This is a genomic window from Brevibacillus sp. DP1.3A, from assembly GCF_013284245.2.
Classification (GTDB): Bacteria; Bacillota; Bacilli; order Brevibacillales; family Brevibacillaceae; genus Brevibacillus.
Genome location: NZ_CP085876.1, coordinates 1030131 through 1053659 on the forward strand (window position 1 = coordinate 1030131; position 23529 = coordinate 1053659).

22 protein-coding genes, 1 pseudogene and 1 riboswitch are annotated in these 23529 nt (G+C 47.5%); of the genes and pseudogenes, 17 read left to right on the forward strand and 6 right to left on the reverse strand.

The genetic code is table 11. The features are described from left to right. The first annotated feature begins 98 nt into the window (after positions 1–98). Both HP399_RS04590 and HP399_RS04595 read left to right on the forward strand, forming a co-directional pair. Positions 99–656, forward strand: a complete 558-nt coding sequence (locus tag HP399_RS04590) for a sigma-70 family RNA polymerase sigma factor (RefSeq protein ID WP_173616840.1) — start codon at positions 99–101, stop codon at positions 654–656. Continuing rightward, the gene (locus HP399_RS04595) at positions 653–2056 is read left to right on the forward strand and encodes a hypothetical protein (protein ID WP_173616839.1); all 1404 of its coding nucleotides are present in this window, start codon (positions 653–655) and stop codon (positions 2054–2056) included. The genes HP399_RS04590 and HP399_RS04595 overlap by 4 nt, the downstream gene beginning before the upstream one ends. 58 nt (positions 2057–2114) lie before the next feature. On the opposite strand, the gene HP399_RS04600 is transcribed toward HP399_RS04595, so the two are convergent. The 4 genes from HP399_RS04600 to HP399_RS04615 all read right to left on the reverse strand — a co-directional run bounded on the left by HP399_RS04600 (position 2115) and on the right by HP399_RS04615 (position 5600). Continuing rightward, the gene (locus HP399_RS04600) at positions 2115–3521 is read right to left on the reverse strand and encodes a ferrous iron transporter B (protein ID WP_173616838.1); all 1407 of its coding nucleotides are present in this window, start codon (positions 3519–3521) and stop codon (positions 2115–2117) included. Beyond that, positions 3499–4230, reverse strand: a complete 732-nt coding sequence (locus HP399_RS04605; RefSeq protein WP_173616837.1) for a FeoB small GTPase domain-containing protein — start codon at positions 4228–4230, stop codon at positions 3499–3501. The genes HP399_RS04600 and HP399_RS04605 overlap by 23 nt, the downstream gene beginning before the upstream one ends. Beyond that, on the reverse strand, positions 4227–4481 hold the full coding sequence (locus HP399_RS04610) for a FeoA family protein (RefSeq protein WP_048034840.1): 255 nt from the start codon (positions 4479–4481) through the stop codon (positions 4227–4229). The genes HP399_RS04605 and HP399_RS04610 overlap by 4 nt, the downstream gene beginning before the upstream one ends. A 243-nt stretch (positions 4482–4724) precedes the next feature. Then, the gene (locus HP399_RS04615; RefSeq protein ID WP_173616835.1) at positions 4725–5600 is read right to left on the reverse strand and encodes a dimethylarginine dimethylaminohydrolase family protein; all 876 of its coding nucleotides are present in this window, start codon (positions 5598–5600) and stop codon (positions 4725–4727) included. A 190-nt stretch (positions 5601–5790) separates the two neighbouring features. Between HP399_RS04615 and HP399_RS04620 the strand changes: the two genes are divergently transcribed. The 4 genes from HP399_RS04620 (at position 5791) to HP399_RS04635 (ending at position 7720) form a co-directional block, all read left to right on the forward strand. Then, a complete protein-coding gene (locus tag HP399_RS04620) occupies positions 5791–6534 on the forward strand; it encodes an IclR family transcriptional regulator (RefSeq protein ID WP_173616833.1) in 744 nt (247 codons plus the stop codon). A 155-nt stretch (positions 6535–6689) separates the two neighbouring features. Continuing rightward, positions 6690–7046: a hypothetical protein gene (locus tag HP399_RS04625; protein ID WP_173616832.1), complete on the forward strand. Its 357-nt coding sequence runs from the start codon at positions 6690–6692 to the stop codon at positions 7044–7046. Continuing rightward, positions 7039–7524, forward strand: coding sequence for a hypothetical protein (locus HP399_RS04630; protein WP_228088443.1), 486 nt, complete (start codon positions 7039–7041; stop codon positions 7522–7524). Before HP399_RS04625 ends, HP399_RS04630 begins: the two co-directional genes overlap by 8 nt. A gap of 4 nt (positions 7525–7528) precedes the next feature. Next, positions 7529–7720 (forward strand): hypothetical protein, encoded by a 192-nt coding sequence (locus HP399_RS04635; RefSeq protein ID WP_173616831.1) that lies wholly within the window; start codon positions 7529–7531, stop codon positions 7718–7720. 80 nt (positions 7721–7800) lie between these two features. On the opposite strand, the gene HP399_RS04640 is transcribed toward HP399_RS04635, so the two are convergent. After that, positions 7801–8331 carry a general stress protein gene (locus HP399_RS04640; RefSeq protein WP_173616830.1) on the reverse strand — a complete coding sequence of 177 codons (531 nt, stop codon included), beginning with the start codon at positions 8329–8331 and terminating at the stop codon, positions 7801–7803. 166 nt (positions 8332–8497) lie between these two features. Between HP399_RS04640 and HP399_RS04645 the strand changes: the two genes are divergently transcribed. From HP399_RS04645 to HP399_RS04660, 4 genes and pseudogenes are all read left to right on the forward strand, one after another. After that, the gene (locus HP399_RS04645) at positions 8498–10009 is read left to right on the forward strand and encodes a hypothetical protein (protein ID WP_173616829.1); all 1512 of its coding nucleotides are present in this window, start codon (positions 8498–8500) and stop codon (positions 10007–10009) included. A gap of 21 nt (positions 10010–10030) precedes the next feature. Beyond that, entirely contained in the window at positions 10031–10576 is a 546-nt protein-coding gene (locus HP399_RS04650; protein WP_173616828.1) for an RNA polymerase sigma factor, read from the forward strand. Continuing rightward, the gene (locus HP399_RS04655; protein WP_173616822.1) at positions 10560–12269 is read left to right on the forward strand and encodes a hypothetical protein; all 1710 of its coding nucleotides are present in this window, start codon (positions 10560–10562) and stop codon (positions 12267–12269) included. The genes HP399_RS04650 and HP399_RS04655 overlap by 17 nt, the downstream gene beginning before the upstream one ends. Positions 12270–12359: 90 nt before the next feature. Continuing rightward, positions 12360–12891, forward strand: a pseudogene (locus tag HP399_RS04660) (YetF domain-containing protein). A gap of 47 nt (positions 12892–12938) precedes the next feature. Here HP399_RS04660 and HP399_RS04665 read toward each other — a convergent pair. Further along, complete coding sequence (locus HP399_RS04665; protein ID WP_173616820.1) at positions 12939–14192, reverse strand: ATP-binding protein; 1254 nt, start codon at positions 14190–14192, stop codon at positions 12939–12941. 202 nt (positions 14193–14394) lie between these two features. Beyond that, a riboswitch (SAM riboswitch) is annotated at positions 14395–14514 on the forward strand. 519 nt (positions 14515–15033) lie between these two features. Here HP399_RS04665 and HP399_RS04670 point away from each other — a divergent pair. The 7 genes from HP399_RS04670 to HP399_RS04700 all read left to right on the forward strand — a co-directional run bounded on the left by HP399_RS04670 (position 15034) and on the right by HP399_RS04700 (position 23524). Beyond that, positions 15034–16056: a sugar ABC transporter substrate-binding protein gene (locus HP399_RS04670; protein WP_173616819.1), complete on the forward strand. Its 1023-nt coding sequence runs from the start codon at positions 15034–15036 to the stop codon at positions 16054–16056. 99 nt (positions 16057–16155) lie between these two features. Beyond that, positions 16156–17646 carry a sugar ABC transporter ATP-binding protein gene (locus tag HP399_RS04675; protein ID WP_173616818.1) on the forward strand — a complete coding sequence of 497 codons (1491 nt, stop codon included), beginning with the start codon at positions 16156–16158 and terminating at the stop codon, positions 17644–17646. A gap of 1 nt (position 17647) precedes the next feature. Next, on the forward strand, positions 17648–18646 hold the full coding sequence (locus tag HP399_RS04680; protein WP_173616817.1) for an ABC transporter permease: 999 nt from the start codon (positions 17648–17650) through the stop codon (positions 18644–18646). Positions 18647–18790: 144 nt separating this feature from the next. Then, complete coding sequence (locus HP399_RS04685; protein ID WP_173616816.1) at positions 18791–19975, forward strand: glycerate kinase family protein; 1185 nt, start codon at positions 18791–18793, stop codon at positions 19973–19975. Between the two features lie 56 nt (positions 19976–20031). Next, the gene (locus tag HP399_RS04690) at positions 20032–21372 is read left to right on the forward strand and encodes an SLC13 family permease (RefSeq protein WP_217367467.1); all 1341 of its coding nucleotides are present in this window, start codon (positions 20032–20034) and stop codon (positions 21370–21372) included. Between the two features lie 97 nt (positions 21373–21469). Next, positions 21470–22156 carry a response regulator transcription factor gene (locus HP399_RS04695; RefSeq protein WP_017251803.1) on the forward strand — a complete coding sequence of 229 codons (687 nt, stop codon included), beginning with the start codon at positions 21470–21472 and terminating at the stop codon, positions 22154–22156. A gap of 3 nt (positions 22157–22159) precedes the next feature. Next, on the forward strand, positions 22160–23524 hold the full coding sequence (locus HP399_RS04700) for a HAMP domain-containing sensor histidine kinase (protein ID WP_173616814.1): 1365 nt from the start codon (positions 22160–22162) through the stop codon (positions 23522–23524). The last annotated feature ends 5 nt before the right edge of the window (positions 23525–23529 follow it).

The following is a 23529-nucleotide window of genomic DNA, read 5'->3' on the forward strand; positions in this document are numbered from 1 at the left end:
TGGAAACCACAGCGGTTTCTTTTTGCATTTTCTGTCACCTTTTTGCCGTGAGACGGATCATACCTAATAGCAAGCAATCAACGGATGAGGTGAACGGGTTGAACGAAGCAGAAACAATGCCAGCCAGTCTGGAGGTTACACGGGAAGCCAGACTGAAATGGCTGATGCAGCAATACGGGGAGAAGATTTTTCATCTGGTGAGTCTCACGGTAAAGAATCATGCGTTGGCGGACGATATTACCCAAAACGTGTTTATCCAAGCATATCGGCATCTCGATCAGTTCCGCGGGGACGGGCAGATCAAGCATTGGCTCTACAAGATCGCGATGAATGAAAGCAAAAAGCATTTTCGGTCGTGGTCGTTCCGCAACATTTTTCCGACGATGGATGATCATCTGGGCGACCTGATGGATCGGCAGGCAAACAATCAGGTAGAGGAAGAGATTTTAAACCGGGTGAAGCGGGAAGAGGTCGTCACGTACATTCAATCCCTCGCACCGAAGTACAGGCAGGTTATCCTCCTGCATTATTACGAAGACCTGTCGATTGCGGAAGTTGCGGACATTCTCGCGGTTTCGCAAGAGGTCGTCCGTACGCGTTTGCATCGAGCCAGGAAGCAATTGAAGGAGACCATGTCGAAGGAGGTAAAAGGATGAGCGACGATCGCATGTGGAAAGAATGGAGTCAATCAGCAAAGCAATCCGTTCGTGAGAAATATCCCTTTCATTTGGAAAAATTCGAGCAGGAAGTACTTACGAAAATTCAGAGTGAGAAGCGTCGCCGTCGTTGGCAAGTAACCTCTTGGGCAGCCGGAGCGGCAGTTGCTGCGACTTTTTTCTTTCAGATTGTTCAGCCGCTTGATGGTAGTTTGTGGGGACTGACGGGGGCAGAGAAAGGACAGGAATCCTTTGAATGGATAACACCAGATGAAGGTTTCATGCATGCTTTGAAGAACGGCTATCCGATTCTGCCTGAGGTGAAAGTGGAGAAGGACGGTTTTGTTTATCAGATCAGGGATGCCATGGTCGATCACAGACGGATTACGTTTACGCTGTTAATCTCCGGTGAAAAAATGGAGGAGATTGCGCGAATTCCAGACGAATCGAAAAGAAGCGAGATGCTTTATGGGAGTCTTCGTGTAGATTTGGGGGAGCTGAAAGAAATAGGTCATGCTCCGAAAGATTTTCAATTAATCGATGGTGTGCATTATCTTATCATCGCACCGAATTACCGAATTGACGAGAAAAAAATGCGGGAGTTCATGAATCAGACGAAGCCCGTACTGCCTGTGCAAATTGTAGATATGCGCAAGAAAGAAGCTGATGAAGTGGTAGCCGAGCTGTTGCTGCCTCTGCCAAGGTCCGTTACTGTAGCAGAAAAAGCAATCCAACCGGATGAAGAAGTAGAGGCTGTGCTAGAAACAGACAGCCTGTTGACGAGGCTGAAAGTAAACCAGATCATAGCTTCTCCGACTGTGATGGAAGCGGAGCTGGAAGCTGCTTTGCAGGATGGATTCGAGCTGTATCGCTTGGAGAATGTGAAGCTGGTAGATGGGAATGGAAAGGAATATCCGGCAATAGATGACCGAATCAATGAGAATCTGGAGCAGGTTCGAGATGGCGATGCTAACAGGGTTCAAGGCAGCGACAAGTATACCATGCAGTTTTTCCCATCTCTCTTCTTTGAAGACGTACCGGAAAAACTCGAGCTTCGATTCGACGAGGTATCTGCGAATAAGTCCATTAGAGAAAACATCATGCTGGATCGGAATGCCAAATACCCGCAAAGCATTCCATTTGGCAAAAAGAATAAGCTGAACATCGAAAAGGTGTATTACGACAAAGGCAAGCTTTTCATCGTCATCCCGAACGAAGGACCAGAGGAGATTAATCTGCGTGTAGAAGGTCAGTATAGCAAGGATTTTATTATCGCAGAGAACCTGGAGACTGTTTCACTTACTTTCGAGGTACCCAAACAGGATACGTATCAGCTGGAGATGAGAGGACTTGAGTTTGAGCGATTTCCCCTAAAAGGCGTGATACCTATTACGGATTAAAAAAAGCCTTTGCACGAACCAGGAGGTCTGGTATTGTGCAAAGGCTTTTTGCTGTTTTTTACACCCAACCGAGTGCTCTTGCCACCTGGGCAGTCAAGAATGTTACTCCGATCGCAATGGCTAGCGGAATGAGTGCGGAAAGCACCGTCCATTTCACACTTTTCGTTTCCTTGTAAATATTGAACAAGGTAGTGCCGCAAGGGTAATGAAGCAAAGAGAACAACATCATATTGAGTGCTGTCAACCAAGTCCACCCGTGCTGCAAGAAGACATCCTTGATATTGTCGATCCCTTCCAGATCAACCATGGCACCGGAGGACATATACCCCATCAGAAGAATCGGCAGAACGATTTCATTAGCGGGCAAGCCGAGAATAAAAGCCATGAGAATATAGCCATCGAGACCAATGATTTGTGCAAACGGATCAAAAAAGGCAGCCATATGGGCGAGGATGCTATCTCCACCGACAAAGATATTGCCCAATACCCAAGTGATGATACCGGCAGGGGCGGCAACAATGACGGCCCTTTTCAGCACGCTCCACGATTTATCTTTACTTGCGATGAGGATCGTTTTCCAAATCTGCGGACGACGGTACGGGGGCAGCTCCAGCGTATAGTGTGTCGGTACTCCGCGCAAGGCTGTTTTGGATAACGTCCAGGAAACCGTAAGAGTGATAACGATTCCAAAAAGTACCATACCCATGACGATAAGAGCAGTAATCAGAGATTGCCATCCGCTGGTCGTGCTGGTCGCCATAAAAAGAGACGCCAATAAGATCAAGGTAGGCCAGCGACCATTACACGGGACGAAATTATTGGTCAGAATCGCCAGCATTCGCTCCCGAGGAGATTCGATAATCCGGGTGGAAAGGATGGCTGCTGCGTTACAGCCAAACCCCATCGACATGGTCAATGCCTGTTTGCCGTGTCCGCCTGCATTTTTAAACAGACGATCCATGTTGAAAGCGACACGCGGCAAATATCCGAAGTTCTCGAGCAGAGCAAAGACTGGGAAAAAGATAGCCATCGGAGGTAGCATGACGCTGACAACCCATGAGGTACCGCGAAAGAATCCGAGAACCAGAATCCCGTGCAGCCAATCGGGTGCATGTACAGCTTGAAAGCCAGCAGTTAGATAACCCTCGACAACACCGAACATGTCGGCAAGCATTCCGGATGGAACATTGGCACCTGCGATCGTGATCCAGAATACCGCACCTAAAATCGCCAGCATGATGGGGTAGCCCCATATTTTGGACGTCACAATTTTATCCAACTTATATGCACTAGAAAGCTTTTGCTTGTCTTCGTATGTCACCGCTTCCTTACAAATACTGCGACTGGTGCGATAAATGTCACTCACAATCGTGTCTCGAATTGCACTTCCTTCCACTGAGCTCCGGGCCGCAGAAAGAAGTGCCTCAAGGGAATCAGACGGATTAGTGGCAAACGGTTCGTCCATGGGTCAAAGGCTCCTTTCTTGCAGCTGTAGCCGGATCTTGCATGCGCTCTCTCAAGGTTCGCAACAAACTTTCATCACCATCTAACAACCGCAGAGCGATCCATCTTGTCGGAAAACGACTACCCAAGGTTTTCTCGATGAGCGGCTCCAACTGTGCCAACTTGGACTCAATCTGATCACTGTAGGTTATCTGTACAGGATTGGGCACGATTGTTCCGTTCGCTACTTTCTCCACCTGATCGAGCAAATTCTCGATCCCGATATGATTTCTGGCGGAAATGGCGACACAGGGAACACCTAATCTTTGCGAGATTTTTTCCAGATCAATACGAATGCCAAGCTTTTTCGCTTCATCGATCAAATTGACGCATACGACGACGTAGGGGGTCATTTCCAACACCTGCAAGGCCAAATTGAGATTCCGTTCCAAAGAAGTTGCATCCAGTACCACAACGGTGACGTCAGGTTGCTCGAAGATAATGTAATCTCTCGCCACTTCTTCATCCGTCGAGTTGGAATACAAGGAATACGTACCTGGCAAATCGATGATCCGAAAAGTCGTATTTCCCCGAGAGAATTCTCCCTCAGCCATTACGACTGTCTTTCCTGCCCAGTTTCCCGTATGTTGGCGAAGTCCAGTCAATGTGTTGAATAATGTACTCTTACCGGTATTCGGGTTTCCTGCCAAGGCAATCGTGTAGGAAGTCACTTTTCTTCACTCCCCACGTACTCCCCGAATATGAGGGAGCTTTCTTCTTTGCGCAGGGCGATGATTGTGTTATTTACCCGAAAGGCAATGGGATCGCCTAGCGGACTTTTTTGCATGACTTCCACGATGTTGCCGGGGACGAATCCGAGATCCAACAATCGCCTGCGCAGTATACCCTGAACGTCAATACGATCCAGACAGATGTGGCTACCAATCAAGGCATCAGACAAAGGAATGCTGATAGATGGCATGATGTTCACGCTCCTTTTTCATTAAGGACAAACTGTTGGCTTAGGGCAAAAATGAAGGTAAAAAAAAGTGCACGTATTCGATATCTTCATGATTTTAGTTTAAGATAAGACTCTTTCCCTGGCAACAAAGTTTTTGCTTAAGGAAACTTTTTGGTCATAGAAAAACTGCACCGCCAATCGTTCATGGTATCTAACGATGGAGGTACAGTTCAGTCTTGATGCTCTATCGTGTATATCTAACGGCTAGATCCGTTCCACCGGGCTTGTCAGGCAAGTAGGTCCACCTGTTCCCTTATAAGAAATCTCCTCGCCCTCATACTCGTACACAGTCGCACCTGCATCGAGAAGGCGTTGCTTCGTAATCGGGTTGCCGGACACGACCATGCACACACGCGGCGCGAGAGCGAGAACATTGCTGCCGAGATTATCGTACTCATGATCCGGTACCTCGATTAACTGAATGCCTCTGTCAATGAGCAGTTGGCGGAAAAATACTGGCATCAGCTTGGAGTAAACAACTGCCAAATCATGATCGACCATGCTGATAATCGACATCAGATGCAGACATTCCGCAGGACCGCGATCATACGGGAGCTGCACGACGATGATTTCATCCGTGAAATCCTTGACCATTTCTGTAATTTGAGCGATAGCCACTTCGTTCGTGCGGAAGCCAAGGCCGATCGCGAGCGTTTTTTCACCCAGCCAGACGAGATCGCCGCCATCTGACAAGGCATCGCCTGTGAGCTGTCCCAGGATCGGGATATTGTTTTCTTCTAAAAAGGCTTTGTATACTTCGGCTTCACCCTGACGGAGCTCCTTGCCAGATTTGAGGATGATTGCCCCTTTAGAAGTAAATTTCACAGGGTCATGGGCGTAAATGGAATCCAGTCCGGTTTTATCAGATTGTGGCAAGTGCAGGACGTTTTCTACATGCTCGCGCAAAATTGATTCGAATTTGGCGTATTCATGCAGAGCGCGGTCCCAGTCAGGGCGGTCTGTATAATTGAAGGTTTTCCACGATTGATCGAGATGTTCTTGACTGATAAATGCTTGATGGGGATGCTTGATGATGACGGTTTTCATCTTTTTGACCATGGATTGGCTGCCTTGGAACATAGTTGCCTCCCTTTTTCCACATTGCAGAATATTATTCATATTTCGAAATGTTCACCATTAGTTTACACATTCTGATTTCTGACTGTCAATCTGTGATTCCTCCCTGGAGTTTTTTTGCGATTCACAAAATTAGAGCAAATGGTTTAACATAGTTTCATATGAGAAGATAGATAGAAAAGGGGGGATGACCGTGATTCAATCGTTTGATCGAGCGATGGCGATTGCAACGGCACTTTCGTCGGATGAACATAGAAAATGGTGGACGATCAATGATTTAGCGAAGGAATGCCAGCTCCCGGTCAGCACCATTTATCGACTGTTGTACACGTTGATGAAGCATGGACTGGTAGAGCAGGATGCTGCGACCAAGCAATATACGTTGGGGATTAAATGGATGGAGTTTGGTTTGCGCGTGCTTGATCGAATCGATTATCGCAAAGTAATCAAGCCGATGATCGAGGAGCTTGCCAGAGAAGTGAACGAAAGTGTTTATTTCAGTCAGCCTAGCGGACTCGAATCCATTGTTGTCGATCGTGTAGACAGTCAGCACAATATCCGCATCTACGACCAGTTGGGCTTGCGGATTCCGATGCATATCGGTGCGGCCAATAAAGTCGTGCTGGCACATATGCCTGTGGAAGAAGCACGACAAACCGTAGTGCAGCTCGTGGGTGAAGAGCAGGTACCTGTTTTTATGGAGAAGCTCCAGGAGATCAGAGCAGCTGGTCATGCGGTCAGCTTTGCGGAGCGGACGGAAAATACGGCGTCCGTCGCAGCACCGGTGATTGATTACACCCAAAAGGTAATCGGCGCGTTAAGCATTGGAATTGTTACGTATGATTTGAAGGAGGAACGACTCCAGTATTTGATTGAACGGGTAAAGGATGTCGCTCACAAAACCTCGCAACGGCTAGGCGGCCTGTCAAAGGCTTGACTGGCCTTTTTTTATGCTCTTTTCACCTTGTGGATTTTGTTAATAATACTAAATAAAATAACTAAAAAATTAATAAAAATAAAAATTATATTGACATCGTTTATACATATAATGTAAAAATGTATTTGTATCAAATTTTGGGAGGTTTTTACATCGTGGGATTTTCAATTGAACGAGTACGAGAAAGTGTATCTCGAGTTAAAGAGAGAGCAGAACGAACAGTTAGGGAAGCGACGGAGAAAGTAAAGGAGAAGGCAATCGAAAAAGGGAAAGAGGTGTTCCCTAACGATCCAAAAGCTGTTGGTAAAATAGTAGCCGAAAAAACTGCGCAAGGAATGGCAATGGGCGCTGTATTTGGCTCAACAGTCGGCGGAATGGGACAGGTAAATGAAGCTAAGTATAAAGGAACAGCAGGTGCTGTGGTTGGTGGACACTTGGGCGCTATTAGAGGATCAATAGAAGGCAATGTCCGATACGAAATTGGAAAAGCACTGTGGGGTAAAGGTGACTAATATTCAAGAGAAGAGGCAAGAAGGTAAGGTAAGAAGTTATATGATAAAATCAATTGTGGTTTGTGAGGATACGACAAATAGTTATGAGCCCATTAATGCACAACGCCGCTTTTTTCCAGGGGTTCATGGCACTGTCCAAATTTTAGTTCGACTCTCTAAAATCGAGCAAGATTCCAATGTTACTTTTCAGTGGTATATATCAGGAGAGCCTGAGACACCACTTGCAACATACGTGGTAACAATGATACGAAATAGCAGTGCTGACAGATTTGCAGTTGGAGTATTAGATTTAGAGGCTTTACTAGTGTTGAACTCATTTGATATTTGTCAAAAGTGGTTTGTTATAGTGAGTTTTGAGGGTGAAACCTATCGTGAAGATTTCGAGTTGAGGAAATTTAATAACTATCTATCAAATGGATCGTATCCTGCTACCCAAAGAAATACGGTGAGTGCAACAAGAATTAACTGGAGGGGCTAGAAAAATGGCTTGGATTATTGCAACAGAGCTAATCAGAATTATTTTTGCTTATGTAGGCGGCTATATAATTCTACTAGGATTGCAGACTTCCTATAAATGGGTAAATGGTAAAGAAGCCAAGCTTAGCTTTTCTCAAAAAATGATGGTTCTCACAATAGGTGTGGCTATCGATATCATTTTCAGATATGTTTTTTAATCATCAATCGAAATAAAGAAAAAACTCGATCTTCCCAACCGTCCGGGAAATCGAGTTTTTTCTTGCTTCAAGGCCAAGCACTAAGCCCCACCTTCATCCAATCGCTGAAAATCTTTTCTGATACAAGCCTGCTTTAGCCTTTTTGTCTTTATCAAATATTTGAGATCCGAGCGATTGTCGTAGGAGAGTTGGACATGGAAGTAGTTGATATATTCCAGAACACCCAAGGCATAGATACCTCCGACAATCGTCAAACCAGCTACAGGCATAGTAGACTGCCATCTCCAGACATCGATCATAAACAGAACAGGTGCGAGAATAATCACGAAAATGTTTATCTTCTGTACGTGCTTCAATTGAAGAACAAGCCAGAGGGGAGTGATCGATCGATTTTCCCTTTTCAATCCTTTCCATTTGAAATACCAATACACGCTCCCTTGCAGTAAAAGAAATTCCAAAAGAAAAAACGAAGCCCAGAAAGAATAGAGGGAAAATAACCTCCATTGCGGGTACAAAAAATCGATAGGGAAGCTGAGAATCAGAAAACCAATTACGCCACAGGCTTCGCCAATGTATAAAAAAGAAAACCTCGCCTCTAGATATTTTTTCATATGTTCACCTTATGTAAAAAAGTTGATTATAACTACATTTTGACAACTTGCAGAGAAAAAATCCATTTGTTTCTACGAAAATTTTGATTTGCTTGTAACATTTCCCTTTTGCTTCCGACTATTGGGCTAAGAACGTAAAAAAGAGGAAGCCAGGAGGAAAATCAAAATGAAACCATATGCAACCAAAAAGCTGATGATCACAGTAGGAGCTGCTGCTTTGCTCTTATCAAGTCCATTGTGGTTTACGCAACCACAAGTAACTGTACAAGCCGAGGCAGCCACATTGACGCAACCCCAGTTGAGCAAAGCAGTCCAAAAAACCGTGGACAAGCTGAGCAAACACTACCCGGAATTGAAAAACGCGGAAAAAACCATTTCGCGAAACAATCAGATGCGAGATGTCATCCACATCCAATTCCGCATCTTCAGCAACAAGGAGCGGACGAAGGTATCCCTGTATGCGGATGCCAGAATCGATGTAAACAGCGGTGCACTACTGTCCTTCTCTGCAAGGGATATTCCCGGAAAGAAACCTACTGCGCGGCCTATGGAAGCGATGGGAAAAGAAAAAGCACAGAATATCCTGAAGGATTTCATCGGTGACGCCATCAAGCAATACCGGATAGAAGAGGTAACAGTTGATGGTGAGGGCACAGAGGCTATAGCAAACGTACGCTTCGTCCGTGTTGTGAATCAGATTCCGGTCAAAGACGATGGGTACGTAGTGGCGATCAATGGCGCAGGAAAGCTGGACTATATAAACGCAGGCGAAGCAACAGGATTGCAGATGGACACAAGCAAATTCGCCGCTCCGTCAGGGGTTAAGCAACCCGATGAAATCGGCAAGCATTTAGAAGACCTGCTGCACCTCAGCTATGAGCAAAAAGCAAAGGACATTACCGCTGGCTTTCGCCCTGTCTACAGCCCAATTTTCACAGGCTATTTGGATGCACGATTAGGAGCCGAGGTAGAGTCCGGATGGACCAGGAAAAATAAGTACGGCAAACCAATCACGGTAACACCTGGAAACCAGCGGGTCTTCGCCAAGACAAATGAGGAGATAGCCACAGCACTCTCTACCTTTATTCCAGTTCCAGAAGGAATTGCGTTTAAAATGACCAAAGGTGCTCTAGTTCTCGAAGGGGAGAAGGAGTATGATGCCGTGGTTGGCAACAAAAGGTTCTTGGTGAGGACAATGAATGATCAGATAACGTACTTTCATGTACTTGAAAACCCACCAAAGCAGAAGGTGATTACAGAGGCAACTGCAGAGGAAAAAGCAGTGGCGTTTCTGCAACCGTTTGTACACGCAGAAGTAACGGAGCTGGTACCACAAATGATTAACAAAGAAGAAGGCAAGCAAGCGTTTCTATTTTTCCCTGTACACCAAGGTATTAGGGTGGAGGGCCAGACCTATTCGGTAAAAGTTGACATGCATTCGGGAGACATTGTATCCGCCGGTTTTCCAGAAGCTACTGGTGAATTATCCTATGATGATGCCTCCAATGTCGTAGGGCCCGAGCAAGCCGTACAAGCATTGCTGACAGCCAATCCGCTTACACTGAGCTATGTATTTCCTTCCACCGACGGACGGTACCAGGCAACACCTGTCCTTGTTTATGAACAGAAAGAAAGAGGCGGAAAGGTTGACGCAGTTACGGGTCAATCCATTAAGTAGGGAGCAGGGAGAGGAATTCCAGTGCAGGACACAATTGATTACGAGTCGCGGATCAAAGCGATCTATCGCGAGCACTACCGGGATGTCTATCAATATCTCTACTACTTCACGGGGAAGCGCGAGCATGCGGAGGATTTGACGCAAGAAGTATTTATCCGGGTCTTGGATGCCTTGGGCAGATACGAGGAGCGTTCCAGTGTGAAGACGTGGATTTTACATATTGCCAAGCATGTCGCCATCGATGATTACCGGAAGAGGCGGGTGCAAACGTTCTTTGGCATGGAATTGTTAAAAGGGCTGCCTTCTCTTCTAGGGAGGCCGGAAGCGGAGCTGGCTTCCAAGGAAGAGCAGCTGGAAATTGAGCAGGCCATGCAGAAAATGAAGCCACATCATCGGAATGTACTGATTTTACGCGGTATCAAGGCTTACAGTATCCGGGAAACAGCAGAAATCCTTGGCACCAGCGAAGCCAAGGTTCGCGTAGATTTTCACCGGGCCACAAAAGAGCTCAAAAAAGTTTTGCATGTCGACTGGATAGGAGGGTTGGCCAATGAATACTCCAAATGATGAGCAATTCTTCGCGGCTCTTCCTCGGGCAAAGGATGCGGAGCCAAGGAGCGAATTCGTAGAAGCGCTGGAAGCAAAGCTGGTGCAACGGGCGCGGGCAAAAATGAATCGTCCGAATAGAGTCGGCATCAAGCTGGCGACATGGACGGTTTCCGCTGCAACGGTGGCAGCAGCAGTATGGATGATGGGTGTAACTCCGGAGTTGTTCACACAATCTCGTTTTGAATCGCAAGCGCAATTGGTTCCCCGCTCCTTCTTATCGACAGAAATAAAAGAAAGCGAGTTAAGCCAAGCGGCGATCAGAACGCTGGAAAAGCTGTACGAGAAATATCCTCCATTTCGGGAAGCGGAAAAATCGGTCTCTGTAACGAAAGCCCCCCGAGAGGTATACAACATAGATTTTCGCACGTTCAGCAATAAGGAACGAACAGAAGTGTCACTATATGCCAGAGTGAAACTAGACGCCAAAAGCGGGGTCTTGCTTGGATTCGATGCAGAGAAAATTCCAGGGCAAGAGAAAATCGAGGGAGTGTCTTCCAAGGAGAGAACAGAGCAACAGGCGAAGGCATTCATGGAATCGTTCCTGGGCAAAAATATGGAGCAGTATCGGTTCGAACAAGTAGATAAGCAAGAGGGAGCAGATGCCCTTGCGCATGACGCCGTCCGATTGCAACGCTACGTAAATGATGTACAGGTAGAAGGGGATTCCTATGTGATCGGCATGAACGATGTGGGGCAGATTGGCTACATCAATTCAGGCGATACAACGGGAATTACTCTGGACACCGGGCAGTTTCAAGGCATAGATGAGTTACCTTCTCCGAAAAAAGCCGAGAGTGGGCTTGCAGAAGTCATGCAGTTGACGTATCAGAGAGTTGGAAAGAAGGATGTGGACTACGTCCTTCGCTACGAAGAAAACTTCTCCGGGTATCTTGACGCGCAGACAGGCAAGGAAGTGAAAACCATCTTGTGGGGAGGGGAGTCCTTTAGCGACAGTATCGCCGTCAAGCCAGGGGGCAAGAAGGCAATAGCTACGTCGGCAAAAGAGGCTGCGGCTGCCATGGAGTTTTTCGATCAGAAGGTAGAGGGCTATCCGTTTACGGGGAGCAATGTGCCCGCTTATATGATGGGAGACAACGAACGGGAATACGTTGCCAAAAAAGGTCAGCGAATCATGCAGCTGACTACCGTTGATAGTCGGGCGACAGCGTTCAAGATTTCTTATCCTGAGCTGAAAGCAGGTGATACGACACTCACCGTCGCAGAATTGCAGGAGCGTGCGATCTTGTTTTTGGAGCCGTATTTGGATACGCGGGTGAAGTCTGTTCGAATGCAGGAGCAAATTTACGTGATGGGCAGACAGGTTGAACTGAACTTTGTCCGGGAAGTAAACGGCGTGTTGATACGGGATCAGTATTATAAGGTCACGTTCGACGGGCAGACAGGAGAAATTATCGGGGCAAGGTTGACATTCCCGCATGAGCAGGAGGCCTTCCCAGATGCGTCCAAGGTGATTTCAGCGGAAGAGGCGGCGCAGGTTTATCTCCAACATAAACGGCTCAGTCCCCGCTATCTATTCCCGCTTGAAAACAATAGGATTCAAGAGCAACCAGTCTTGGTCTATTCGGCAGAGATACTGAAGAGCAATGGGGATGTAGATGCTATTACGGGAGAATGGCTGCCATACGAATAATGAGACACACCAGGGGGAGACTCCTGGTGTTTTGTTTTGCATAATGCCTTCCCAGAAATTGCATAGTAAAGCGTGAGGGGAGGGGCAAACGTGGAAGGATTCGGAGAAAGCATGCTCGTCATCGGGCGCGTATGTACGATTATTCCTTTATTATTGTTGGTCACTTTGTTCATGGGCAAGCGCTCAATTGGGGAGCTGCCTGTCTTTGACTTTATCATCATTATTACTTTGGGATCAGTGGCAGGGGCTGACATTGCAGAGCCAGATGTCCGGCATATTTCGATTGCAGTAGCGGTTTTGACGTTGGGCATTTTGCAACGGGTCGTATCGCAGTTGTCGGTTGACTGTGCTCAAAAAAGTAGAGCAGCAGGTCGTAACGAAGCAAGATTTAAACATCCAGACTTCTTCGGCGGGAATGTCGTTGCCTGTCATTGTGGAAGGCAAGCTATATCCGGATGTGCTATCATACCGGAACCGCGATGAGCAATGGCTTATGCACGAATTGAAGAAAAAGGGGATCGCGTCCGAACAAGTCTTTCTCGCAACGATCAATCGCCAAAATGAATGGCAGTTCTCCTTAAAAAACGAAAAAGAACCACAAGTACCCCCGTTACATCATTAGCTATCGAATGGAAAAAGGCACAGTCCCTCTGCAAAACCTGCATGAAGTCACTGTGCCTTATACGGGAGCATAATGGTGAACTTGGTTCCTACTCGTGGTTTGCTTGATACATTGACCGTTCCGCCAATCGCATGAATGACATGATAGGAATACGTCAATCCAAGACCGGTCCCAGTTGTTTTCGTAGAAAAGTAAATCGTTCCAAGTCGGCTGATCTGTCCTGCATCCATGCCGACACCGTTATCCTTGATGACCAACAGAGCTTTGTTTCGCTCGATGTGCAAGTCCAGGGAGACTTTTCCGTCCGAAATATCCGAGCACGCCTCGATGGCATTTTTGATGAAATTCACCAACACTTGCTTGAACTCGTCTGGATTGGCCTTGACGGTCACAGGTCTCTCAAAGTCTTGCAGCGTAAGCTCCACGTTATGCATATTGGCAAAGGGGAGCATTACTTCGCGGATGGCATGCAGATGCTCGCTCACATTAATGATCTCATGCCGTTCCTTGAGCGGTTTCGAAATCGCAAGGTATTCGGTCAAAATGGCTTCTGTCCGTTGAATTTCATCGAGACTGATGCGAATGTATTGATCGACTTTTGCCAAATTTTCCGGACATTCCTGTATTAATTTCAAGAAGCCCTTGACAGCTGTCAGTGGATTGCGAACCTCGTGTGCGAGCGATGCAGCAACATGGCTCATCGTCTGGATTTTTTCGTTTTGCGCGTGGCGGATAAACAGCTCCTTATCCGAAACACATTTGCTGAAAAGCGACATTAATAACCAGAGGCCGAAAAAGTTTTGAATAGGAATCACTATGGTGTAGTAAACGAGGTGTTGAGTTACATACGTGGGAAAAAAGTAATAAGTAGTCCCTAAAGCAACCGTAGAAAAAATCGCACTCGTCATAAAAAGATACAGTGTTTTCCGATAACTGGCTTTGTAGTGTCGATACAAAAAGAGTGACAAGACAAAATTGACTGTAAGGATCAGCATGGCAACCCATGTTCCTTCGCCACCTAAGTAGTACCGATAAACCAAGGCTTCAATAAGAAGGAGCAAGGCAATCTCGATTCCGCCATAAACCAGTCCGAAAAGAATGATGACATGTCGGATATCAAAAAACATGCCATTCATGACACTCGGGGCGAAGGTCATCGCGAGAAACATGCAGGCTGAGCTGGTGATGACAAGAAAGGAACGGCTGTAGTTCCTCATTTTGTCACGGTAATAGATGTTGAAAAACACAAACGGGATAATGGCGAAAAACCATTGAAGAATAACTTCTTTTAATAGACTCATGTAGCATCCCCATCGCAAATATTTGCTAGGCTTGTATCAATCTACGATAATTCGACAAGACACAACAAAATCCCTCTTGTTGTTACTGAAGAAACTGGAATATTTATCAAGAAAATTCTTTCGGTAAACCTAGTTGACAGATAGGTAATTGCCAGATTATATTCTGTATATACTTATACAAACGTTTTGAAAATAGAAACTACTCTTATCAAGAGAAGGCTGAGGGAATGGCCCTATGAAGCCCGGCAACCTAGCGCGAGAGATTACGTTCTTTCGAGCCAAGGTGCTAACTCCAACAGGTAGAATACCTGACAGATAAGAGGCGAGAATCTTGTCGATTTTTGTCCTCTTTCTCTGTGAAAGAGGTTTTTTTGCGTAGCTAACGTGGGGAAGAAGCGCATTTCCAGTCTACGCTTCGGCCTCCGCCCCTCAGTGAGTGATGACTGTTCGCTCCGGAAGAAATGGCGGGAGCGCTTCAAACGTAGAAGGTTCAGGAAGGATTTCATAAGTGAAGCTGAAATTCCCCGCCATTTCTTCCTGCGCTGGGTGGGGCTCCAGAGGCGCTTGGACTGGAAATACGCTTCTTCTACGAAGCTTTTGTTTCCTTTTTGAAAGTGGAATCAAAAGAAGCTTCGGTGAATCACTCACAAAACGTTGTAAAGGCTCTTGCTACACACCAGCTTTTCGTTAGCCCTGGCACATGTCTGGAAGGAGACCGCCCGAACGTAGAGAGGATACAGGCGACTGGAAGACATGTGCCAGGGCTACCCCAACCGATTGAGGGGAAACAAAATTTTTAATCTTGTTATCTGTTTTAAAAAGAAAAAGGGGGAGCATCTCAATGAAAAAGAAACTCGGTCTGATCACATCACTTGTTTTGGCAGCATCTGTTCTTGTGACGGCATGCGGCAGCGGGGCAACAACGGGAACCGGCAGCACAAACGGCGGTGCTTCGGGAGAGAAGGCAAAGAGAATCGCATTGATCATGCGTCAAAACGTTGGGACATTCTCTGCACAATACATCAATGGCGTGAAGACAGAGGTGGAGAAAAACGGCGGCGAGTTGACCGTATTCAACGCAGATACCGATCTGGCAAAAATGGCGTCCAACCTCGATGCGGCTGTGAACCAAAAGTTTGATGGTATTCTGATCGACCATGGTACGGCAGAAGCGTTGCAGCAGGGCACGCAAAAGGCTGTGGATAAAAAAATCCCGGTCGTCCTGTTTGATACAGACATCAACATTCCGGGTGTGCCAGTTGTGGCGCAGGATGACAACAAGTTGGCAGAGCTGAGCCTGGAGAAGCTGGCAGCAGATACAAACGGCAAAGGCAACATCGTAAAAATCTGGGTAGCTGGCTTTGCGCCTATGGAAAAACGCCAAGTGACGTATGAAGCTTTCCAGAAGAAATACCCGGACTTGAAAGAGATTGCGGCATTCGGATCTGCAACCAACAATACGGCACTCGATACACAAACGCAGATGGAAGCGATCTTGAAAAAGTATCCAAACAAAGGCGACATCACAGCAGTGTGGGCGGCTTGGGATGAATTTGCCAAAGGGGCGACACGTGCCATCCAGCAAGCAGGGCGTACGGAAATCAAAGTATACTCCATCGATTTGAGCGATGAGGATCTGCAAATGATCCAGGTGGAAAACTCTCCGTGGGCAGCGACGGCAGCAGTAGATCCATCCAATATCGGACGCATTCATGCTCAAACCGTGTTCCAAAAAATCAAAGGCGAGCAAGTGCCAGACAACGTGAAGCTGAATCCAGTGCTGGTGAAACAGGAAGACCTGCCGAAGGATAAGAAAGTAACGATGGGCGACCTGTCCCAATACGTACAAGAGTGGGGCAAGTAAGAACCAAATTGGCTTTTCCCGTTGATCTGTATCCGTCAACGGGATTTTTCCTTATAGAGGTAGAGGGTGGATTACGCAGGTAAACAGGAGGTGTGAAAAATGTCCACATTGCAGATGAAAGGGATGGCGAAGCAGTTTTCTGGGGTTCCTGCCCTGCGATCCGTCGATTTTGAGGTGCGCGCAGGAGAGGTTCACGCACTCCTCGGTGCCAATGGTGCGGGAAAGAGTACCCTGATGAAAATTCTCACGGGAGCGTACCAGGCAGATGGCGGTACGATCACCATCGATGGACAGGCCGTGACGATCAACTCGCCGCAGGACGCCAAAGCACAGGGCATTCAATGTGTCTATCAGGAAGTGGACACCGCCTTGATCCCGTATTTGAGCGTCGCCGAAAACATATTGGCGGGCCAGCTCGTCCAGTCGAAAACCAAGGGACTGATCAACTGGCAGAGCTTGTACAACGAATCAGAGCAGATTTTAAAAAACTTCGGCTTCTCCATTCCGGTGAGGATGCTCGTCGAAGAATGTACGCTGTCGGAAAAGCAATTGATTTTGATTGCACGGGCTACCGTTCAAAAAGCAAAGTATGTCATTTTCGATGAACCGACAGCGCCGTTGAGCACGAAGGAGAGCGAGCGGCTGTTTCAAATCATTGCGCAGTTGAAAAAAGCTGGAGTCGGGATCATTTATATTTCCCACCGCCTGCCGGAAATCTTTGAAATCTGCGATCGGATCACCATCATGCGCGATGGACAGCATGTCGTGACTTCGGACACGGCGAAGACCAACATGGACGAAGTGATCGCGAACATGCTGGGCAAAAGCTTCGATGAGGAGTTCCCGAAGCTTGCAGTGCCGATTGGCGAAACGATTTTTGAGGCGTCAGGTGTGGCTGGCGGCAAAGTGCGCGGAGTCGACGTGAAGGTTCGCGAGGGAGAGATCGTGGGTGTCGTCGGTCTGGTTGGGGCAGGGAAGACTGAGCTCGCCCGATTGCTCTTCGGTGCAGATGAGGCAAAGGCTGGTGCCATTCGATTGCATGGAACACGTGTCCAACTGCGCTCGCCAAAAGACGCCGTCGATGCAGGGATCGTACTCGTCCCGGAGGAAAGGCGCAAGGAAGGAATTTTCGTAGAGGAGTCCGTGCAGAACAATCTGTCTGTCGCCTCATTGAAAAAGAAGTCCTGGCTCGGATTTATCAAAAGAGGGGCGGAAGCGGCCAACGCAAGAGAGCTCGTGCAGCGCCTTGGGGTAAAAACAGCCGATATCAAGCAGCTGGTCGGTTTCCTCAGCGGCGGAAACCAGCAAAAAGTCGCTATCGGCAAATGGCTGGATACAAACGCTCACCTCTTTATGTTTGACGAGCCGACAAAAGGGGTGGATATCGGAGCGAAAAGCGATATTTACCGTCTGATCGGAAATCTCGCCGAGCAGAAAAAGGGTGTCCTGTATTTCTCCTGTGAGTTTCAGGAAGTCATCGGGATCGCAGACCGGATTCTCGTCATGTTCGAGGGCAAGATCGTGAAGGAATTGAGTCGCGAGGAAGCAACACAAGAGCTGATTATGTATTACGCAAGCGGAGGTGAGTAACGTGGCAGATAAAAAGTTTAGCTTATTTGATTTTATTTATAAATACGGAACGGTTGCCGTTATCGTTATTGTCATGTTGTTATTCAGTTTGACCAACCCGTATTTCTTCACGTACGACAACTTGACGGACATTCTTCGCTCCATCTCGATTGTGACATTTGTCGCGATTGGCGTTACGTTCTCGCTGATTGTCGGAGGCTTTGATTTGTCTGTAGGATCGACGGTTTCATTGACCACAGTTGTTTCTGCTTCCATGATGGTTTGGTACGAACAAGGAGTCTTCACGACACTAGTTGTTCCGATTGTACTCAGCTTGCTCGTAGGGTTGGTCAACGCCTTCTTGGTCGTGAAAATCCGCATTCCTGATTTGCTGGCTACTCTAGCAATGCTCTACATCGTCAATGGCATTCATATGACGTATTCCCAAGGCTACTCGATCTACGCAAATATGCCGATGCAGGACGGCTCACAGGCACCGGGAAAATTCCAGGAATGGTTCCTCTGGCTGGGCCAAGGAGAAATTCTTTCCGTACCGGTTCCGGTTATCCTGACCTTTTTACTTGTCGCGATCACGCATGTGTACTTGACCTATACGAGACAGGGGCGGATGCTGTACATGACAGGTGGCAATTTGGAAGCTGCCCGTCTGTCGGGGATTCCTGTGAATCGCTATCGTACCTTGGCTTATGTGCTCTCCGCACTTTTTGCGGGCTTGGGCGGGATGCTCTTGGCAGCGCGGATCGGTACCGGGCAGGTGAGTAGTGGTGGCTCCATGCTGATGGATGCAGTAGCGGCTGCTTTCGTAGGCTTCTCCGTATTCGGCGCTGGAAAGCCAAACGTATTCGGTACATTTGTGGGAGCCATCCTGATCGGGGTGCTGCTCAACGGCATGACGATGCTCAATCTGCCGTACTACGCTTACGATATTATCAAAGGAACGGTATTGGCGCTCGCTTTGGCTGTGACCTATTATCAACTGCGCAGAAAACGAAACGCTTAGAAACGTAACGTTCTTCTTACTTTTCTCTCATCAATTTCTCATCTTCCTATTATTCCCTTCTCTTTTTTGAAGCTTAGTATTGGTCTTACTCAAGTGAGACAAATGCGAAAGCAAATTCAAATAAAGAGAAGGGATGTTGTTTTTATGCGTATACTCGTTGTGCCTTCGGGCTTTAAGGAAAGTTTAGATGCCGAGCAAGCAGCAGAATGCATGAAAGAAGGAATTCTGCGCGTACTCCCGCTCTCCCAAGTACAGACACTGCCGATGGTAGATGGAGGAGAAGGTTTTACAAAAGCAATTGTGAAAATTTCGAATGGCTCGATTATTGATAAGGAAGTAACTGGCCCTGTAGGAGAAAAGGTTCCTTCCCATTTCGGGATATTCGGATCAAAGACGACAGGTCAAACGGCTGTGATTGAGATGGCGGCAGCAGCGGGACTGCGACTAGTTCCAAGAAGCTTGCGTGATCCGCGCAAAACGACGACACATGGCGTCGGTGAATTGATCAAAGCGGCGCTGGACATGGGGGCAGATCGTATTTTGCTAGGCTGCGGCGATTCCGGTACTTCCGATGGCGGGGCAGGCATGGCGCAAGCACTTGGCGCGAAATTTTTGGATGCAAGCGGTCAAGAAATCCGTATTGAAGGCGGAATCTCGCTGGCAAAAGTAACGAAAATCGATGTATCCGGCATGGACAAAAGACTCAAGCAGGTGCAAATCGATGTGGCTTGCAACTGGTTTAACAAGCTGTGTGGGGAAAACGGAGTCGCTCGCGTGTTTGGCCCGCAAAAGGGAGCGACACCTGAGCAAGTGGTTGAGCTGGAAGAAGCACTCGAACAATTCGCGGCTATCATCGAGCGGGATTTCGGTAGCGATGTCAGAGAAATGCCGGGTAGTGGTGCATCGGGTGGCTTGGGTGCCGGACTGCATGCGCTGACGGGTGCGAATCTGTATCCACGCTACGACATTATCATGAAGTACATTGATTTGGATCGGATGCTTCAAGAGACAGACCTTGTGTTTACGGCGGAAGGAAGCATTGATTTTCAAACCCCACGAGGAAAAATTCCAGTGGAAGTGGCGAAGCGGGCGAAAAAGCATGCCCTGCCAGTGGTGGCTTTGGTGGGGACTGTTGGCAAAGGTGCAAGACTCAATTATGAGCACGGAATTGATGCGTACACGAGTATTTTGCCGATGCCGTCTACGTTGGAGGAAGCGTTTATGCATGCGCAAAAATGGCTGACCGATTGCTCGGAAAGCTCCATGCGAACCATCATGGTGGGCCTGCAGCTCGCAAATCGTTTAATGGAGAAGGAGCAAGTATCGTGATTGCACAGACTGCTGCAAAGGAAAGACCTGCCTGGGTCCTTCCGATTGTCCTGATTATGTTCGCTGAACTACTGCTTATGTTGCCGTCTTCCCTGACATTTGAAGCCAAATGGAGCTTGTTCTGCTTCTGTGTCGCCGTGATCCTGTGGACGACCACCTCGCTGAACTCCGCCTATGTGGCGATAGGCTCCGTGTTACTCCTCGTCGTGACAGGAACGGCTGACCAGGAAATTTTGTTCGACTCGCTCGCCTCCGATGTCATTTGGTTAATGATTGGCTCGTTCATTCTCGGCGGTGCTCTTCAAGTGACTGGCTTGGCAGGCAAACTCACAGATCTGGTCGTGAGCCGCGCAAAGAATGTTAAAAGCTTGTTTTGGCTCTTGACGGTCGTCGTTCAATTTCTCGCTTTCTTTATCCCGTCTACTTCTGGACGCGCAGCGGTGCTACTGCCTGTTTTCCACTCGCTGACCTCAGAAATCGGGAACAAGCAAATCACGAAAGCCATGGCGATCCTGATTCCGACGATTATTTTAGTATCGACGAGCTCCACCATGATCGGAGCGGGCTCCCATTTTATCGCACTCGATATGCTGAAGGAGTTCAATGGGGAAGGGATTAGCTTTGCAGAGTGGCTGTTGTGGGGACTGCCGTTTGGGGTAGTGGCCAGCATCGTTACTTGCCGGATTGTTCTGGCTCTGTTTCTCACTAAAGAAGAGATGCAGCGCCCACTTGCGAGCAAAAAGCTCTCCCTTACCTTGTCCCGCAATGAAAAATATACGGTTGCTGTGATCGGGGCGATGGTCATTTTCTGGCTGACAGAGCGGTTTCACGGAATCGAGATTGCAACCACGACAGTTGTCGGCGCCTTTCTTTTGACACTGCCGAATGTGGGCGTCATGAAATGGAAGGATGGCGTACAGTCTGTCTCGTGGAACCTGATTCTGTTTGTAGGGGCAGCCATTGCCCTCGGAAAGTCGTTGTTGGACAGCGGCGCGGCAGAGTGGATCATGAAGAAGCTGTTCACGATCACCGAGCAGCTGGAAGGGGAATCGTCGCTGCTGATCATTGGGGTTATTACTTTGCTGACACTGACCTCCCATCTGTACATTACATCGCATACAACGAGAGCCGTTATTCTTGTTCCACCGCTTCTCTACTTTGCGAGCAGCCTTGAATTGAATGAAGTGACTGTGTTGTTCTTAGGAATCGTCGGTATGAACTACTGCCTGACCTTCCCTGTCAGCTCCAAAGCATTGCTCATGTTCCAGGAAAGCGGCAAGGAGACCTTTTTGCCTAAGGATTTGCTGCGGTTGAGCTTGTATGCAGGTGCGGCCCACGCGATCCTGATGGTCGTCTTTTATTATGCGTACTGGCAGTGGGTAGGGTTATCAATATAAGTAAAAAATTATATCTTTCGTACGGATTACTCTTTGATCCACAGCCAATATTTGCTAAACTCATCTGGATAATGGATGCAAGGCTTAGGAGGATTACATGTCGGAGCGAATATTAATTGTGGAAGATGAAGAGAAAATTGCTCGTGTGATTCAATTAGAGCTGGAATACGAAGGATACGAAAGCGAGATCGCCAAAACAGGGCTTGAGGCGCTGGAACAATACAATCAAGGTGGATGGAACTTGATTTTGCTCGATGTACTGCTGCCAGGCTTGTCAGGCATAGAAGTGCTTCGCCGGATTCGGGTAAAGGACTCCGCGACGCCAGTCATTTTATTGACGGCCAGAAATGCTGTCGTAGACAAAGTGAATGGACTCGATCAAGGCGCGAACGACTACATCACGAAACCTTTTGAAATCGAGGAACTGCTGGCTCGCATCCGTTCCTGCCTCCGTTTGTCCCAAATGACGAGGAAAGTGGAAGCCAGCTCCAAAGTAGAGGTAGCAGATTTAAGCCTGGATGAAAAATCACGGGAAGTGACGAGAGGCTCCAGTCAGATCGAGCTGACGCCGCGTGAATTCGATTTGTTGCTTTATCTGATGCAGAATAAAAACCAAGTTCTGAATCGTGAACAGATTCTTACACACGTATGGGGATTTGATTATTTCGGAGACACAAATGTCGTTGACGTGTATATCCGTTACTTGCGTAAAAAGGTGGACCAAGGGTATGAAACCCCGCTTTTGCATACAGTACGAGGCGTTGGTTATATGCTGAAGGGGTAGATTATGAAAATCAAAAATAAAATTCATTTGTTCTCTACGGTCGCACTTTTGCTAATGTTGCTCATGGTAAACAGCTTCATTTACTTCATGTTCTACAAAGTGACAACAGACGGCGAGCTGGATCGTCTACAACGAGAAGTTCTGCACATCCAGAGTGGACTCAATCAGATCGGTGTAGAAAGTTTCGACCCTGCTACGCTCTTGCAGCCGTATTTGCCGTCGAACGGGATGATCCGGATTATCGATCAAGAGTCGCGAGCCATCGTCACGCAGGAAGTAGACAGCACACAGCCAATCCCGGCACCGAAGCCCATCTTTGATAGAAAAGCGAGTGACGGTGTCTTCGATGTCAACGGAGCGAAATACGCGTACGTCAAGGTCCCGATCATTTGGACGAATGGGAAAATTGTCACGTTAGAAGTCATTGAAAGTATTGCGGGTTTGCAAGAAAATTTGAGCCTGCTGCAAAACGTTCTGTTGTTTGCTTCGCTGTTCGTGCTGATTCCTGCTTTTTTTGCAGGACGCATGTTGAGCAATCTGATTTTGCGACCAGTCAACTCGATGATACAAACGATGGAAGACATTCAAGCACGTAGTATTTTTAAGAAAATACCGCTTGAGCACACATCCAAGGATGAATTGCACGCGTTAGGAAGTACCTTTAACAAAATGATGGATTTATTGCAGCAAAACTTCGAGAAGCAGCAGCAGTTTGTCTCAGATGCTTCCCATGAATTGAAAACGCCGCTGACTGTAGTAGAAAGCTATGCGAAGCTGTTGAAACGTTGGGGAACGAAAAAGCCGGAGGTTCTGGCAGAGTCGGTGGAGGCGATCTATTCGGAAGCCGTGCGCATGAAGGATATGACCAATCAAATGCTCCTTCTCGCAAACAATAGCGCCGAATGGAATCTGGATGTCAAAGAGATCGACTTGATCCCGATGTGCCAAACGACCATTACACAATTGACCAATGCGTATGGCAGGTCCTTTCAACTGGGCGCAAACCACGAGTCGGTTCCTGTGATGGCCGATGAACAAAAACTAAAACAAGTGCTCGTCGTTTTACTCGACAATGCGATGAAATACAGCTCCAATGAAATCGAGGTTGGGGTGGGGCTTCAAGGGGACCGGCCTTATTTCTCGGTGAAGGATTACGGAATGGGGATTCCCAAAGAAGATTTGCAGCATGTTTTTGACCGTTTCTTCCGTGTAGACAAAGCCCGCAGCCGCGAAACAGGGGGCGTAGGATTAGGTCTTTCCATTGCCAAACAGATCGTTGATGCCCATCAAGGCGATATTGCACTGGATAGCGAAGAAGGGAAATGGACGCTCGTGACCGTTTTTTTGCCGGGGCAGGCTAAGAAATAGCAGGA

Coding starts and splice junctions, on each gene's coding strand:
- HP399_RS04635 (WP_173616831.1), top strand. CDS start 7,529: ATGGCTTGGATTATTGCAACAGAGCTAATCAGAATTATTTTTGCTTAT.
- HP399_RS04600 (WP_173616838.1), bottom strand. CDS start 3,521: ATGGACGAACCGTTTGCCACTAATCCGTCTGATTCCCTTGAGGCACTT.
- HP399_RS04665 (WP_173616820.1), bottom strand. CDS start 14,192: ATGAGTCTATTAAAAGAAGTTATTCTTCAATGGTTTTTCGCCATTATC.
- HP399_RS04655 (WP_173616822.1), top strand. CDS start 10,560: ATGAATACTCCAAATGATGAGCAATTCTTCGCGGCTCTTCCTCGGGCA.
- HP399_RS04610 (WP_048034840.1), bottom strand. CDS start 4,481: ATGCCATCTATCAGCATTCCTTTGTCTGATGCCTTGATTGGTAGCCAC.
- HP399_RS04700 (WP_173616814.1), top strand. CDS start 22,160: ATGAAAATCAAAAATAAAATTCATTTGTTCTCTACGGTCGCACTTTTG.
- HP399_RS04595 (WP_173616839.1), top strand. CDS start 653: ATGAGCGACGATCGCATGTGGAAAGAATGGAGTCAATCAGCAAAGCAA.
- HP399_RS04695 (WP_017251803.1), top strand. CDS start 21,470: ATGTCGGAGCGAATATTAATTGTGGAAGATGAAGAGAAAATTGCTCGT.
- HP399_RS04670 (WP_173616819.1), top strand. CDS start 15,034: ATGAAAAAGAAACTCGGTCTGATCACATCACTTGTTTTGGCAGCATCT.
- HP399_RS04640 (WP_173616830.1), bottom strand. CDS start 8,331: ATGAAAAAATATCTAGAGGCGAGGTTTTCTTTTTTATACATTGGCGAA.
- HP399_RS04675 (WP_173616818.1), top strand. CDS start 16,156: ATGTCCACATTGCAGATGAAAGGGATGGCGAAGCAGTTTTCTGGGGTT.
- HP399_RS04645 (WP_173616829.1), top strand. CDS start 8,498: ATGAAACCATATGCAACCAAAAAGCTGATGATCACAGTAGGAGCTGCT.
- HP399_RS04690 (WP_217367467.1), top strand. CDS start 20,032: ATGTTCGCTGAACTACTGCTTATGTTGCCGTCTTCCCTGACATTTGAA.
- HP399_RS04615 (WP_173616835.1), bottom strand. CDS start 5,600: ATGTTCCAAGGCAGCCAATCCATGGTCAAAAAGATGAAAACCGTCATC.
- HP399_RS04685 (WP_173616816.1), top strand. CDS start 18,791: ATGCGTATACTCGTTGTGCCTTCGGGCTTTAAGGAAAGTTTAGATGCC.